Source organism: Comamonas sp. JUb58 (assembly GCF_004364775.1).
In the GTDB taxonomy this organism is placed as follows: domain Bacteria; phylum Pseudomonadota; class Gammaproteobacteria; order Burkholderiales; family Burkholderiaceae_C; genus Comamonas.
The window spans coordinates 195,990-211,229 of the sequence record NZ_SOAL01000010.1 but is presented as its reverse complement, the minus strand read 5'-3'; the positions used below and the strand labels follow the sequence as shown (position 1 = coordinate 211,229).

Below are 15,240 nucleotides of genomic sequence, written 5' to 3'. Positions count from 1 at the left end.
AAGACTGAGGAGATTGTTCTATGTTCTCGAAAATTTTGATCGCCAACCGTGGTGAGATTGCCTGCCGCGTCGCCGCTACCGCCCGCCGCATGGGCGTCAAGACCGTGGCCGTCTACTCCGACGCCGACGCCCATGCCAAGCATGTGGCCGCCTGCGACGAGTCCGTGCACATCGGTGGCAGCGCGCCCAAGGACAGCTACCTGCGCTGGGAACGCATCATCGAGGCCGCCAAGGCCACCGGTGCGCAAGCCATCCACCCCGGCTACGGCTTTCTGAGCGAGAACGAAGACTTTGCCGTGGCCTGCGCCGCTGCTGGCCTGGTCTTCATCGGCCCGCCTGCCAGCGCCATCCGTGCGATGGGCCTGAAGGCCGAATCCAAGCAGCTGATGGAAAAGGCCGGCGTGCCGCTGGTGCCTGGCTACCATGGCGCCGGGCAGGACCCGGCCATGCTGCATGCGGAGGCCGACCGCATCGGCTACCCGGTGCTGATCAAGGCCAGCGCTGGCGGCGGTGGCAAGGGCATGCGCCTGGTCGAAAAGAGCGAGGACTTTGCCGCCGCGCTGGAGTCCTGCAAGCGCGAGGCCATCAACAGCTTCAGCAATGATGCGGTGCTGATCGAGAAATACGTGCTGCGCCCCCGCCATATCGAGATCCAGGTGTTTGGCGACAGCCAGGGCAACTGCGTCTACCTGTTCGAGCGCGACTGCTCGGTGCAGCGCCGCCACCAGAAGGTGCTGGAAGAGGCTCCTGCGCCCGGCATGACGGCCGCACTGCGCCAGCAGATGGGCGAGGCGGCGGTAGCAGCGGCCAAGGCCGTGGGCTATGTGGGGGCGGGCACGGTGGAATTCATCGTCGAGCAGCCCGGCGGCTACGACCAGCCCGAGGCGATGAAGTTCTACTTCATGGAAATGAACACGCGCCTGCAGGTGGAACACCCGGTGACCGAGGCCATCACCGGCGAAGACCTGGTGCAGTGGCAGCTGCTGGTGGCCAATGGCCAGCCGCTGCCAAAGCAGCAGGCCGAGTTGAAGATCAGCGGCCACGCGATCGAAGCGCGCATCTGCGCCGAGAACCCGGACAACAACTTCCTGCCCGCCACCGGCACCTTGCATGTCTACCGCAAGCCCGATTGCAGCAGCTTTGCGATCAGCGATGTGCGCATTGACGATGGCGTGCGCGAAGGCGATGCCATCAGCCCCTTCTACGACAGCATGATCGCCAAGCTCATCGTTCATGGCGCCGACCGCGCCCAGGCGCTGGCGCGGCTGGATGCAGCGCTGGCGGCCGTGCGCATTGTCGGCTTGCAGACCAATGTGCAGTTTCTGCGCCATATCCTGGCCACGCCCTCGTTTGGCCAGGCCAAGCTCGATACGGCACTGATCCAGCGCGAAGAGGCACTGCTCTTCAAGCAGCGCGGGCTGGGGCTGGATACCGCTGCGGCCGCTGCCGTGGTGGCCGAGCTGTTGCAGGAGCGCGCTACCGAGAGCAACGACCCCTTCAGCCGCCGCGATGGCTGGCAATCGCATGGCGTGACCGAGCGCCGTTTTGACTTTGAGTTTGGCGGCGACAAGCTGCAGGCCGCGCTGCGCTACGAGGCCGGTGGCCTGGTGCTGACGGTGGGCGATGCCACCGGCCCGCTGCAGTTCAGCGCCAACGGCGAGCTGGTGGAGCTGCAGTTCAACGGCCAGCGCGACCAGGTGCAGACCTGGCAGCAGGGCGAGGTGGTGCATGTGTTCGCCCCACGTGGCGCGGCCGAGATCACCGCCATCGACGCGCTGGCCCATGCCGGCGACGCTGGCAGCGAAGGCGGGCGCCTGACAGCCCCGATGCCGGGCAAGGTGGTGTCGTTTGCGGTCAAGGCCGGTGACAAGGTCAGCAAGGGCCAGCCGCTGGCGGTGATGGAGGCGATGAAGATGGAGCACACGATTGCCGCCCCGGCCGATGGCGAGGTGCTGGAGCTGCTGTTTGCACCCGGCGACCAGGTGAGCGAAGGCGCCGAACTGCTCAAGCTGCAGGTCGCTGCGTCCTGAAGTGTGCGGCTGCGCTGTCTGTGACGGCGCGGCGCTGCTTTCTGTGCTGAAATGCCGGCCATGAAAATTCTCGTCTACACCGACAGCGATGAGCTCCAGCCCTGGCTGGATGCGATTCGCCTGCACCTTCCCCAGGCCCAAGCCAGCGGCTGGACACCCGGCATGGCCCAGGCCGACTACGCACTGGTCTGGAAGCCGCCGCAGCAGCTGTTGGACGAGCAGGGCGCCGGCCTCAAGGCGATCTTCAACATGGGCGCGGGTGTGGACGCGCTGTTTGCCCGCCAGCTGCCGCCCGGTGTGCCGGTGCTGCGGCTGGAAGACGCCGGCATGGCCGTGCAGATGGCCGAGTATGTCTGCCATGCGGTCATCGACCATTTCCGCGATCTGGCGCCTTACCGGGCGCAGCAAAGCGCCGGCGTCTGGGCGCAGCAGCCCTTGCGCTCGCGCAGCGACTTTCCCGTCGGCGTGATGGGCCTGGGTGTGCTGGGCGAGCGCGTGGCCCAGGCGGTGGCGCAGTTTGATTTTCCGGTGCGCGGCTGGAGCCGCTCGCCCAAGCAGATCGCCGGTGTGGACTGCTATGCAGGCAGCGCGCAGCTGCCGGCCTTTTTGCAGGCCACGCGCATCCTCGTCAACCTGCTGCCGCTGACCCCGCAGACCGAGAACATCATCGACGCCGGCCTGCTGGCACAGCTGCAGCCGGGCGCCTATGTGATCAATGTGGCGCGCGGCGCGCACCTGGTCGATGCCGACCTGTTGGCTGCGCTGGACAGCGGCCAGGTCGCAGGCGCCACACTGGATGTGTTCCGCACCGAGCCACTGCCCGCCGGGCACCCGTTCTGGCAGCAGCCGCAGATCCGCATCACGCCGCACAGCTCCGCCCGCACCTTGCCCGAAGAGACCTTGCAGCAGATCCTGCACAAGCTCCGGGCCTTTGCCACCGGAGAGAAGCCTGGCGGCATGGTCTATGCCGATCGCGGATACTGATTCCGCCCCCCGTTTTTAAGAAATACCCCAGGAGACGCCCCATGGCCCGCTACCCCCAACGTGTCCAATTGATTGATGTCGGCCCGCGTGATGGCCTGCAGAACGAGAAATCTCCGGTGCCGGCGGCCGTCAAGATCGAGCTGACCCACCGCCTGCAGGATGCGGGCCTGACCGAGATCGAGGTGACCAGCTTTGTCAGCCCCAAGTGGGTGCCGCAGATGGGCGACAACGCCGAGGTGATGGCGGGGCTGGCGCGCAAGGCCGATGTGCGCTATTCGGTGCTGACCCCGAACATGAAGGGCTATGAAGCGGCCGTGGCCTCCCAGCCCGATGAGATCGTGGTGTTTGGCGCGGCCAGCGAGGCCTTCAGCCAGCGCAATATCAACTGCTCGATTGCCGAGAGCATCGAGCGCTTTGCCCCCGTGGTGGCAGCGGCCAAGGCTGCCGGCATTGCCGTGCGTGGCGCGATGAGCTGCACCGTGGGCTGCCCTTACGAAGGCGAGATTGCGCCTTCGCGCGTGGCCTACCTGGCCGAGCTGATGAAGGGCATTGGCGTGGAGCGCGTGGACGTGGCCGACACCATTGGCGTGGGCACGCCGATCAAGGTGCAAAAGGCGCTGGAAGCGACCTTGCAGTATTTCAGCGTCGACCAGGTGAGCGGCCATTTCCACGACACCTATGGCCAGGCGCTGCCCAATACGCTCGCGTCGCTGGAGTTGGGCATCTGGAACTTCCAGTCCTCCATCGCCGGCCTGGGCGGCTGCCCCTATGCCAAGGGCGCGACCGGCAATGTCGCTACCGAAGACCTGGTCTACATGCTGCATGGCATGGGCATCGAGACCGGCATTGACCTGGACAAGCTGGTCGATGCGGGCATCTATATCAGCGACTTTTTGCAGCGCAAGCCCAACTCGCGCGTGGCCGTGGCGCTGATGAACAAGCGCGCTGGCTGAGGGGCCGAGGCGGGGTTGCGAATGCCCGGGGTGCTGCAGCCGCCGGCGCAAGTCGGCACAATCATGGCTTAATCAGGAGTCAAACCATGTGTGGAGCGGAGTTGCTGAGCCTGCCCGAAGGGGTGCAGCGGGTAGCCAGGGTGCTGCAGGACAAGGGCCATCCGCATGGGCCGCAGATGCTGGAGGTCTCAGCGCGCACGGCCCAGGAGGCGGCAGATGCGCTGGGCATTGCGCTGGGCCAGATCGCCAAGAGCATTATTTTTCGCCGTAAGATCGACGATGCCTGCGTGCTGGTCATCACCTCGGGCGACTGCCGCGTGGACGAGACCAAGGTGGCTGCGCTGGTCGGCCCGGTAGGTCGCGCGGATGCGGATTTTGTCAAAACCCGCACCGGCTTTGCGATTGGCGGTGTGTCGCCGGTTGGCCATGTGACCAAGCCCGTTACCCTGATCGACCGCGAGCTGTTCCGCTTCGAACAGATTTGGGCCGCTGCAGGCCACCCGAACGGCGTGTTTGCGCTGGCGCCGGCCGATCTGGAAGCCCTGACCGGCGCGCCGGTGGCCGATGTGGTCAAGGAGGCGGCATGACAGAACAAGTGGACAAGCCGGTGGAGTTGCCGGTGGCCTCGCCCGCACCGCTGGCAGCCCGCACCAAGCAGGTGCGGGTGACCGGTGCCTTTGCGGCCGATTACGCCGATATCGTGCCATCGCCCTGTGTGTCGCTGTGCAAGATGAATGCCGACCGCAGCCACTGCATCGGCTGCTACCGCTCGATTGACGAGATCCGCGCCTGGTCCAAGGCCGATACCGCTGAACGCCAGCAGATCTGGCTGCAGGCGCTGGGCCGTGCGGGCCTGGGCACTAATGGCCGGCCGCTGCTGCCGACGGTCTGACAGGAGCCGGGTATGAAAAGCATCGATTTCTACCTGGACTTTGTCTCTCCCTATGCCTGGCTGGCCTTCCATGCGTTGCCACAGGCGCTGCAAGGCCATAGCGTGCATGTGCGCTACCGGCCCGTCTTGCTGGGGGCGCTGCTGCAGCAGCATGCCAACCCCGGCCCAGCCGGCATTGCCGGCAAGCGCGAATGGACCTACCGCCATGCCAGCTGGCTGGGCCACAGCCTGGGCTGCGGTCTGCAAATGCCCGCCCAGCATCCCTTCAACCCCTTGCCCTTGCTGCGCCTGGCCTTGCGCACCGGCCAGGGCGGCTGCATCAACCGCTTCACGGCCGATGCCATCTTTCGCCATGTCTGGCTGGGTGGCGCCGATGCGCTGGATGCGCAGCGCCTGCAGGCCTTGGAGCAAACGCTTGCCGAGCAGCTGCGCCATGGCGATGCGGCCGAACAGGCAGCCAAGCAGGCCTTGCGCAGCAATACCGATGCGGCGGTGGCTGCCGGCGTGTTTGGCGTGCCCAGCATGCTGCTGGACGACAAGCTGTTCTGGGGCCTGGATGGCCTGCCGATGCTGAGCGCCTACCTGAACGGCGATGCCTGGTTTGCCGATGGCCAATGGGATGCGGCAGCCGACCGCCCCTCCGGCTTGGCCAAGCGCTGATATGCGCTGATTTCCGGCTTCTGCGCCGTTGAAAACACCTTTCCCAGCGGTTTTGCCAGCCCTGGGACTTTCCCTTGGTTGCTGCTGCAGTGCAGCGATTTTCCACATGGCAAAACGGTTTCTGCGGGTTGCGCTGGATTTTGTCAGCGAATTGTCAGCAGCTTGCAAGCTAGTGTTGGAAAACCGTCAGACTTGGGTCAGCGCTTGCTTGAAGAATGCAGTGTCCGCCAAACAAAAGAGCGGCAACACTACAAGGAGACAACAGCATGGCAACCAGTGCAGCAGCACGGCCGATGACAAAGGAGGAGCGCAAGGTCATCTTTGCCTCGTCACTCGGTACCGTTTTTGAGTGGTACGACTTCTATCTCTACGGTTCGCTGGCGGCCATCATCGCCAAACAGTTCTTCTCCGGACTGGACCCAACCTCCGCCTTCATCTTCGCCTTGCTGGCCTTCGCGGCCGGCTTCATCGTGCGCCCCTTTGGCGCACTGGTGTTTGGCCGCCTGGGCGACATGATCGGGCGCAAGTACACCTTCCTGGTCACCATCTTGCTGATGGGCGCATCGACCTTCATCGTCGGTATCCTGCCCAACTACGCCAGCATTGGCGTGGCAGCGCCCATCATCCTGATCGTGCTGCGCATGCTGCAAGGTCTGGCGCTGGGTGGTGAATACGGTGGTGCGGCCACCTACGTGGCCGAGCATGCACCGCACGGCAAGCGCGGTGCCTACACCTCCTGGATCCAGACCACGGCGACCCTGGGCCTGTTCCTGTCGCTGTTGGTGATTCTGGGCACGCGTACCCTCATGGGCGAGCCTGCCTTCAATGACTGGGGCTGGCGCATTCCGTTCCTGGTGTCGATCATTCTGCTGGGCGTGTCGGTGTGGATCCGCATGACCTTGTCCGAATCGCCGGCGTTCCAGCGCATGAAAGCTGAAGGCAAGACCTCCAAGGCCCCGCTGAAGGAATCCTTTGGCCAGTGGAAGAACCTGAAGATCGTGATCCTGGCGCTGGTGGGTTTGACCGCTGGTCAGGCTGTGGTTTGGTACACCGGCCAGTTCTACTCGCTGTTCTTCCTGACGCAGCAGCTCAAGGTCGATGCGGTGACCGCCAATCTGATGATTGCCGTGGCCCTGCTGATCGCCACCCCGTTCTTCGTGATCTTTGGTACCTTGTCCGACAAGATCGGCCGCAAGCCCATCATCATGGCGGGCTGCCTGCTGGCCGTGCTGACCTACTTCCCCGTGTTCAAGATGCTGACCGAGGCGGCCAACCCCGATTTGGCAGCGGCGCAAGCCAAGAACAAGGTGGTGGTCGTGGCCAACCCGGCCGAGTGCTCCTTCCAGTTCAACCCGACGGGTACCTCCAAGTTCACCAGCTCCTGTGACGTGGCCAAGCAACTGCTGGCTGCCAATTCGGTGAGCTATGAAACCGAGGCAGCACCTGCCGGCACGACGGCGGTCATCAAGATCGGCAACGACACCATCCCCAGCTATGCGGCTGTGGGCCTGAGTGGCGACGATCTGAAGGCCAAGGATGGGGCCTTCAAGAAGGCTGTGGCGGAAACGCTGGCCAAGGACGGCTACCCGACCAAGGCCGATCCATCGAAGATGAACAAGGTGCTGACGGTGGTGCTGCTGACCTACCTGGTGCTGCTGGTGACCATGGTCTACGGGCCCATCGCCGCGATGCTGGTGGAAATGTTCCCCACCCGTATCCGCTACACCTCCATGTCGCTGCCCTATCACATCGGCAATGGCTGGTTTGGTGGTCTGCTGCCCACGACGGCCTTCGCGATCGTGGCCCAGACCGGCAATATGTACAACGGTCTCTGGTACCCGATCATCATCGCCGGCATCACCTTCGTGATCGGTACCTTGTTCGTTCGCGAAACCAAGGATATCGACATCTACGCCGACGACTAACCACGCAACTGCGAGCAGGCCGCGGATATTGGCAGCGTCAGATACCCGAGGCCTTCACCTCCCAACAGCACCTTCGGGTGCTGTTTTTTTTGCGGCATTTCTAACTCTCATGGTTACTACCAGGGTCTGTCATCAAAGTGTGGTAGCGATGCGTCACTCTCTCAAAAACTGCACGATATTCAGAGCGCTAAATGGGGTCTGCCGCCTAGAATTAACAATATGTGACGGGCTGAATATGTCTCTGTGCAAACCGACTCAGCACCGTCCAACCATTTTTAATTACTCCATCCCCGAGGACACTATGCGTTCACTGAATCGTTTGATGATTGCCACCTTGGCCATTGCTGGCTCTACCGCTGCACTGGCGCAAAGCAGCGTGCAGGTTTATGGCCGTGTGAACACCTCGGTGGAACGCCAAAAGGTAGGCGACGTGTCCACTACCGGCCTGTTCAACAACGCATCGCGTATCGGCTTCCGTGGCACGGAAGACCTGGGTGGTGGCCTGAAGGCTGGCTTCGTGCTGGAATCGGGTTTCAACTCGGATGACGGCTCGGGCACCGGTTCTGCTGGTGGTCTGACCTTCCGCCGCCAAAGCGAAGTGAACCTGGCTGGCAACTTCGGTATGCTGCGTCTGGGCACCTTCACTTCCGAGTCCTACTACGCAGTGGCCGACTACGGCGTGCTGGACCAGCCTAACCACGATACCGGTTCGCTGTCGGATGCGCTGTACAGCTACGTGATGCGCGACTCGAACAAGATCGCCTACCGCACCCCCGTGTTCCTGGGCGGCCTGACCATCGAAGGCGCTGCATCGTTCCACGAAAAGGCTGCCGGCACCAACGACAAGCACGGCTACGACCTGGCTGCCAACTGGGAAAGCGGCCCTCTGGCCCTGGGTGCTGGCTTCAGCAAGGTGGGTGGCGACAAGCAACTGGGTCTGCGCGCGCACTACACCATCAACGCCTTCCAGGTCGGTGCCTACTACCAACGCTCTGACGAAGAGCTGCGCGGCAAGCGCAACGCAGCCCGCGTGACCGGTATGTACACCATGGGTGCTTCCGAGTTTGTCGCTGGCTTCGGCTGGGCTGGCAAGTGGGACGACGTCAGCAACAGCGGCGCACGCCAGCTGATCCTGGGCTACAACTACAACCTGAGCAAGCGCTCCAAGCTGTACGCTGGCTACACCAAGGTCGACAACAAGGCCAACGCCAGCTACGCCACCGGCATTTCCGGCGCCGACTTCAGCACCTTCGCTGCTGGTATCCGCCACAACTTCTAAGCAAGCTTCGGGCGCCCAGCGCGCCTTCCGCTTCAGAACCCGCATTCGAGAGGATGCGGGTTTTTTTTATGCGCGTCTGGCATGCGATCCCTGCCGATCGCTGATTTGCTAATATCTGTAAATTTGTACAGTGGTTTGCAGGGCTTTGCCGCAAGCTGCGTTGCGCGCCAGGCGAACTCCCTAGAATGGTTGTTCACGATCATTTTGCTCCCCCACGCAGTCGTGTCAGCCTTCCAAACCTGGCATCCCGGGCTTCCTGCCTGGGCCTTGCTTATTTGGTTGCTGGACTGCGCCAACGAATTACTGGATAGCTCATCGGTATGTCTCAGGAAAACATTCGCATCCGTGGTGCGCGTCAGCACAACCTCAAGAATCTGGATCTGGATATCCGCACGGGGGAGTTGACGGTGGTGACCGGGCCCAGCGGCTCGGGCAAGTCCAGCCTGGTGTTCGACACCCTGTATGCCGAAGGGCAGCGCCGCTATGTCGAGACCTTCAGCGCCTATGCGCGCCAGTTCCTCGACCGCATGGACAAGCCTGCGGTCGACAAGGTAGAAGGCGTGCCGCCGGCGATTGCGATTGACCAGACCAATCCGGTGCGCAGCTCGCGCTCCACGGTGGGCACGATGACCGAGCTGAACGACCACCTGAAGCTGCTGGTGGCACGCGCCGGCCATCTGTTTGACCAGCAGACCGCCTTGCCGGTGCAGCATGACACGCCCGAGAGCATTTACGAGCAGCTGCTGCAGCGCACCCAGGCAGATGACCCGCGCATCGTGGTGACCTTCCCGGTCGAGCTGCCAGCCAACACCAGTGCCGAGCAGGTCGAGCAATGGCTGTCGGCCAGCGGCTTTACCAAGGTGCAGGCCGAGCGCGAGGTGGATGCCGTGCGCCACGCCGCTGCGGTGGACAGCAGCAAGAAAAAACCCAAGGCCGGCAAGCAGGCCGCGGCAGAGGCGCCCCAGCGGGTCAAGCTGCTCGATGTGGTGGCCGACCGCTTCCGCCTCAGCAAGGCCGAGAAAGCGCGCGTGATTGAAGCCATCGAGGTGGCCTTGAAGCGCGGCAGCGGCCATATGACGGTGTACGCCATTGCCGAGGCCGATGCCGAAGGCCACACCGCCGAGCCCGCGCTGTGGAAGTTCTCGTCCGGCCTGCACTGCCCGGAAAGCGGTCTGCGCTACCGCGAGCCGACGCCGTCGATGTTCTCCTTCAACTCGGCTGTGGGTGCCTGCGAGGCCTGCCGGGGCTTTGGCCGGGTCATTGGTGTGGACTGGGGTCTGGTGATCCCCAACGACAAACTGACCTTGCGCACCGGCGTGATCAAGCCGATCCAGACGCCGGCCTGGAAAGAGATTCAGGATGATTTGATGCGCCATGCCGAGGCGCAAGGCATTCCCCGCGATACCGCCTGGGCCAAGCTGACCGAGGCGCAAAAGGACTGGGTCATCAACGGCGAAGAGGGCTACAAGGACGGCAACTGGAGCCGCCAGTGGTATGGCATCCGCCGCTATTTCGAGTACCTGGAAACCAAGTCCTACAAGATGCACATCCGCGTCTTGCTGTCCAAGTACCGCAGCTACACGCCTTGCCCGGTCTGTGGCGGTGCACGCCTGAAGACCGAGAGCCTGCTGTGGCGCGTGGGCTCCAAGGCCGATGCTGATGCGGCCCTGCCGCCGGCGCAGCGCTTCATGCCGCGCGGTGTGGCCTGGAGCCGTGAGCAGCTGGAGGCCCTGCCAGGCCTGAGCCTGCATGACCTGATGCTGCTGCCGATCTCCCGCTTGCGGGTGTTCTTTGCCAGCATGGACATCCGCCGCAGCAACGACGGCGATGCGCAGGCGCTGCGGCTCCTGCATGAGGAGATCAGCAACCGCCTGCAGTACCTCTGCGATGTCGGCATTGGCTACCTGACCTTGGACCGCCAGAGCCGCACCCTGAGCGGCGGTGAGGTGCAGCGCATCAACCTGACTACGGCCTTGGGCACCTCGCTGGTTAACACCTTGTTTGTGCTCGACGAGCCCTCGATCGGCCTGCACCCCCGCGATATGGAGCGCATCACCGTTGCGATGAAGCGGCTGCGCGATGCCGGCAACACCCTGGTGGTGGTCGAGCACGACCCGGCGGTGATGTTTGCCGCCGACCGCATGATCGACATGGGCCCCGGCCCGGGCGAGAAGGGCGGCCAGATCGTGTTTGACGGCACCACGGCCGAGCTGCGCCATGCCGACACCCTGACCGGCGCCTACCTGGGCGGCCGCAAGCAGGTGGGCATGGGCGCCAAGCGCATGGTGACCGAGAGCACGCCAAGGCTGATTCTGGAAGGCGCGACCGAGCACAACCTGCAGAACGTGTCGGTGGATTTCCCGCTGCAGCGCATGGTGGTGGTGACCGGCGTGTCCGGCTCGGGCAAGTCCACCCTGATCCAGGATGTGCTGGCACCGGCCTTGATGCGCCATTTTGGCAAGCCGACCGAGCTGGCTGGTGCGCACCAGCGCCTGCTGGGGGCCGACCATCTCTCCGATGTCGTCTTTGTTGACCAATCGCCAATTGGCAAGACCGCGCGCTCCAACCCGGTCAGCTATGTGGGCGCCTGGGATGCCATCCGCGAGCTGTTTGCGACGGCACCGCTGTCATTGCAGCGCGGGTATACCGCTGGCAAGTTCAGCTTCAACAGCGGCGATGGCCGCTGCCCCACCTGTGGCGGTTCGGGCTTTGAGCATGTGGAGATGCAGTTCCTCTCCGACGTCTACCTGCGCTGCCCCGATTGCGATGGCAAGCGCTACCGCGCCGAGATTCTGGAAGTGCGCATCGAACGCGATGGCCGTTTGATGAACGTGGCCGATGTGCTGGAGCTGACCGTCAGCGAAGCCGCTGGCTTGTTCGCCAAGGACCGCGAGGTGATCCGCGCGCTGCAGCCCATTGTGGATGTGGGGCTGGAGTATGTGAAGCTGGGCCAGCCGGTGCCCACCTTGTCGGGTGGCGAGGCCCAGCGCCTGAAGCTGGCTGGCTTTTTGGCCGAGGCTGCCAAAAGCGCCTCCAAATCCAAGCAGAGCCTGGCGCGCAAAGGCACCTTGTTCCTGTTTGACGAGCCCACCACCGGCCTGCATTTTGAAGACATTGCCAAGCTGATGCGCGCGCTGCGCAAGCTGCTGGAAGCCGGCCATTCGCTGATCGTCATCGAGCACAACCTCGATGTGATCCGCGCCAGCGACTGGCTGATCGACCTGGGGCCCGATGCCGGCGAAGACGGCGGCAAGGTGGTGGAAGAGGGCACGCCCGAAGAGGTGCGCAAGTCTGGCCGCTCCTACACCGCGCAGGCGCTGCGTGACTACGAAGTGGCGATGCTGGGTGGGCGCACTGATGGCCAGCCCCATGAGGTGCGCGAGCCGCGTGCCGGCTATGCGCTGGAGCGCAGCACGCCGGCCACCGCAGCCGTGGCGCCCAGCGACAGCATCCAGATCATCAATGCCAAGGAACACAACCTGAAGAACCTGAGCGTGGATATTCCACGCGGCAAGTTCAACGTGGTGACCGGCGTATCGGGCTCGGGCAAATCGACCCTGGCCTTCGACATTCTTTTCAACGAAGGCCAGCGCCGCTACCTGGAATCGCTGAACGCCTATGCGCGCTCCATCGTGCAGCCGGCAGGCCGGCCCGAGGTCGATGCGGTCTACGGCATTCCGCCGACGGTGGCGATCGAGCAGCGCCTCTCGCGCGGTGGTCGCAAATCCACGGTGGGCACCACCACCGAGGTCTGGCATTTTCTGCGCCTGCTCTATGTGAAGTTGGGCGTGCAGCACTGCACCAAGGATGGTGCGGCCGTGCAGCCGCAAACGCCCGAGAGCATTGCCGCGCAGCTGATGACGCAGTACCGGGGCCAGCTGATTGGCCTCATGGCGCCGCTGGTGGTCGCCCGCAAGGGTGTCTACACCGAGCTGGCGGACTGGGCGCGGCCGCGTGGCTACACGCATCTGCGCGTCGATGGCCAGTTCCTGCCGACCACCGGCTTTCCGCGCCTGGACCGTTTCAAGGAACACACGGTTGAACTGCCGGTGGCCAGCATCGAGATCAAGCCCGAGAACGAAGCCCTGCTGCGCGACAAGCTGGCCACGGCGCTGGAGCTGGGCAAGGGCGTGCTGCATGTGCTCTCGGCCATCGACAGCCTGGAAGCAGCGATGCTGGCGGGCAGCGACACGGCGGCCATCGGCCAGCTGCAGGTGTTTTCCACCAAGCGCGCCTGCCCGGTCTGCGCCACCAGCTATGCCGAGCTGGACCCGCGCCTGTTCTCGTACAACAGCAAACATGGCTGGTGCCCCGATTGCGTGGGCACCGGTGTCAAGCTGACCAAGGACCAGCGCAAGGTCTACGACGACTCGGTGATGACCCAGGACAACCGGGGCCGCGAGCAAAGCTTTGAGGAGCCCGAAGCCGAGGACGTGGGCGAAACCACCTGCCCGACCTGCCAGGGCACGCGCCTCAATGCCACTGCGCGTGCGGTGCTGTTCCATGGCCAGGCGATCTCGTCGATCGCACGCCTGTCGGTCACCGATGTGCGGCTCTGGATCGAGGGGCTGCAGCTGTCGGGCCGCGAAAGCGATATTGCCCGCGACCTGGTGCCCGAGATCCACAGCCGCCTGGCCTTTCTGGAAGAAGTGGGCCTGGGCTATCTGACCCTGGACCGGGGCGCGCCCACCTTGTCGGGCGGCGAGGCGCAGCGCATCCGCCTGGCCGCGCAGCTGGGCAGCAATCTGCAAGGCGTCTGCTATGTGCTCGACGAGCCCACGATTGGCCTGCATGCGCGCGACAACCACATCCTGCTCAATGCACTGCACAAGCTGGGCGCCAAGGGCAACACCCTGGTGGTGGTGGAGCATGACGAGGACACCATCCGCCGCGCCGACCATGTGATCGACATCGGCCCCAGCGCCGGCAAGCGCGGCGGCCGCCTGGTGGCCCAGGGCACGACGCAGGATGTGATGGATGCCGCCGATTCGCAGACCGGCCGCTACCTGCTGCATGCGATGCGCCACCCCTTCCAGCCGCGCCGCCTGGTGCATGGTGTGGCAGATGCGGTGGCCGCGCCGGTGGAGGACGCCAAGCCCGTCGCCAAGAAGCGCACCAAGAAACAGATCGCCGCCGATGCGGCTGCCGCGCTGGCGGCCGACAGCGCCGAGGCCAATGCCGCGCTGGCCGCACCGGCCCGGGCCGATGCGATGGCGCCGCTGCACTGGCTGTCCGTGCTGGGTGCCAACCTGCACAACCTGCAGAACGTGGATGTGCGCGTACCGCTCAAGCGCCTGGTGGCGGTGACCGGCGTGTCGGGCTCGGGCAAATCGACCCTGGCGCGCGATGTGCTGCTGAGCAATGTGGCGGCCTGGGTGGGCCAGCGCGCCACCAAGGCCGGGCGCGACGACATGGACGCCGGCAAGGCCCCGGCGCTGGTGGGTTGCAAGGGCCTGCAGGGCTTTGAGGGCATTGACCGGGTGCTGGAAGTGGACCAGACCCCGATTGGCAAGACGCCGCGCTCCTGCCCTGCGACCTACATCGGTTTCTGGGACACGATCCGCAAGCTGTTTGCCGAAACCCTGGAGGCCAAGGCGCGTGGCTATGCGGCCGGGCGCTTCTCCTTCAACACTGGCGAGGGCCGCTGCCCTGCCTGTGAGGGCCAGGGCATGCGCACCATCGAGATGAGCTTTCTGCCCGATGTGAAGGTGCCTTGCGAGGTCTGCCATGGCGCGCGCTTCAATGCCGAAACCTTGGCGGTGACCTGGCGCGGCAAGAGCATTGGGGAGGTGCTGCAGATGGAGGTGGACGAGGCCGTGGCCTTCTTCGCCAGCATGCCGAGCATCGCCCATCCGCTGCAGCTGCTGCAGGATGTGGGCCTGGGTTATCTGACCCTGGGCCAGCCTTCGCCCACCTTGTCGGGCGGCGAGGCGCAGCGCATCAAGCTGGTGACCGAGCTGACCAAGGTGCGCGATGACATCACGCGCCGTGGCAACAAGGCGCCCCATACCTTGTATGTGCTCGATGAGCCCACTGTGGGCTTGCACATGGCCGATGTGGACAAGCTGATCCATGTGCTGCATCGCCTGGTGGACGCTGGCCACAGCGTGGTCGTGATCGAGCATGACCTAGATGTCATCGCCGAAGCCGACTGGGTGATCGACCTGGGCCCCGAAGGCGGCAACGCCGGCGGCCGCATTGTGGCTGCCGGTACGCCGGAAGACCTGGTGCAGGCGGGCACGCATACCGGCAAGGCGCTGGCGCCCGTGCTGGCGCGCTGAGCCGGTAGTGGGCCGCCAGGGCAGGGCGTTTGCTGACAGCGCGCCCTGCCAGGCCTGGGCACAATCGCAGAACCATCTGCAAGGAGCCCTTGATGCATATTGACCCCCGGCACCCGGAAGCCCCGCCTGTGAAAGACCCCGCCCCGCTGCAACCACCGCCGGTGCCTACGCCCGGCATTCCCTCGCCGATTCAGGAGTAGTGCCCAAAGGGCCTGGATACCGCGGTCCGGCGGCGT

Annotated in this window: 9 protein-coding genes; all 9 read left to right on the top strand. The window is 64.5% G+C overall.

The window, feature by feature from the left end:
- Nucleotides 1-20: 20 nt before the first annotated feature.
- The 9 genes from EDF71_RS13020 to uvrA all read left to right on the top strand — a co-directional run bounded on the left by EDF71_RS13020 (nt 21) and on the right by uvrA (nt 15,004).
- Entirely contained in the window at nt 21-2,030 is a 2,010-nt protein-coding gene (locus EDF71_RS13020; protein WP_133857004.1) for an acetyl/propionyl/methylcrotonyl-CoA carboxylase subunit alpha, read from the top strand.
- A gap of 60 nt (nt 2,031-2,090) precedes the next feature.
- The gene (locus tag EDF71_RS13015; RefSeq protein ID WP_133857003.1) at nt 2,091-3,014 is read left to right on the top strand and encodes a glyoxylate/hydroxypyruvate reductase A; all 924 of its coding nucleotides are present in this window, start codon (nt 2,091-2,093) and stop codon (nt 3,012-3,014) included.
- Nucleotides 3,015-3,055: 41 nt separating this feature from the next.
- A complete protein-coding gene (locus EDF71_RS13010) occupies nt 3,056-3,967 on the top strand; it encodes a hydroxymethylglutaryl-CoA lyase (protein ID WP_133857002.1) in 912 nt (303 codons plus the stop codon).
- An 86-nt stretch (nt 3,968-4,053) separates the two neighbouring features.
- A complete protein-coding gene (locus EDF71_RS13005; RefSeq protein WP_133857001.1) occupies nt 4,054-4,554 on the top strand; it encodes a YbaK/EbsC family protein in 501 nt (166 codons plus the stop codon).
- Nucleotides 4,551-4,859: a DUF1289 domain-containing protein gene (locus tag EDF71_RS13000; RefSeq protein ID WP_133857000.1), complete on the top strand. Its 309-nt coding sequence runs from the start codon at nt 4,551-4,553 to the stop codon at nt 4,857-4,859. The genes EDF71_RS13005 and EDF71_RS13000 overlap by 4 nt, the downstream gene beginning before the upstream one ends.
- Before the next feature lie 12 nt (nt 4,860-4,871).
- The gene (locus EDF71_RS12995) at nt 4,872-5,519 is read left to right on the top strand and encodes a 2-hydroxychromene-2-carboxylate isomerase (protein WP_133856999.1); all 648 of its coding nucleotides are present in this window, start codon (nt 4,872-4,874) and stop codon (nt 5,517-5,519) included.
- 266 nt (nt 5,520-5,785) lie between these two features.
- On the top strand, nt 5,786-7,444 hold the full coding sequence (locus EDF71_RS12990) for an MFS transporter (protein WP_133856998.1): 1,659 nt from the start codon (nt 5,786-5,788) through the stop codon (nt 7,442-7,444).
- A gap of 301 nt (nt 7,445-7,745) precedes the next feature.
- Nucleotides 7,746-8,723, top strand: a complete 978-nt coding sequence (locus tag EDF71_RS12985) for a porin (RefSeq protein WP_133856997.1) — start codon at nt 7,746-7,748, stop codon at nt 8,721-8,723.
- A gap of 320 nt (nt 8,724-9,043) precedes the next feature.
- Nucleotides 9,044-15,004: an excinuclease ABC subunit UvrA gene (gene uvrA, locus EDF71_RS12980; RefSeq protein WP_133856996.1), complete on the top strand. Its 5,961-nt coding sequence runs from the start codon at nt 9,044-9,046 to the stop codon at nt 15,002-15,004.
- Nucleotides 15,005-15,240 lie beyond the last annotated feature (236 nt).

Coding starts and splice junctions, on each gene's coding strand:
- EDF71_RS13000 (WP_133857000.1), top strand. CDS start 4,551: ATGACAGAACAAGTGGACAAGCCGGTGGAGTTGCCGGTGGCCTCGCCC.
- EDF71_RS13020 (WP_133857004.1), top strand. CDS start 21: ATGTTCTCGAAAATTTTGATCGCCAACCGTGGTGAGATTGCCTGCCGC.
- EDF71_RS12995 (WP_133856999.1), top strand. CDS start 4,872: ATGAAAAGCATCGATTTCTACCTGGACTTTGTCTCTCCCTATGCCTGG.
- EDF71_RS13015 (WP_133857003.1), top strand. CDS start 2,091: ATGAAAATTCTCGTCTACACCGACAGCGATGAGCTCCAGCCCTGGCTG.
- EDF71_RS13005 (WP_133857001.1), top strand. CDS start 4,054: ATGTGTGGAGCGGAGTTGCTGAGCCTGCCCGAAGGGGTGCAGCGGGTA.
- EDF71_RS12990 (WP_133856998.1), top strand. CDS start 5,786: ATGGCAACCAGTGCAGCAGCACGGCCGATGACAAAGGAGGAGCGCAAG.
- uvrA (WP_133856996.1), top strand. CDS start 9,044: ATGTCTCAGGAAAACATTCGCATCCGTGGTGCGCGTCAGCACAACCTC.
- EDF71_RS12985 (WP_133856997.1), top strand. CDS start 7,746: ATGCGTTCACTGAATCGTTTGATGATTGCCACCTTGGCCATTGCTGGC.
- EDF71_RS13010 (WP_133857002.1), top strand. CDS start 3,056: ATGGCCCGCTACCCCCAACGTGTCCAATTGATTGATGTCGGCCCGCGT.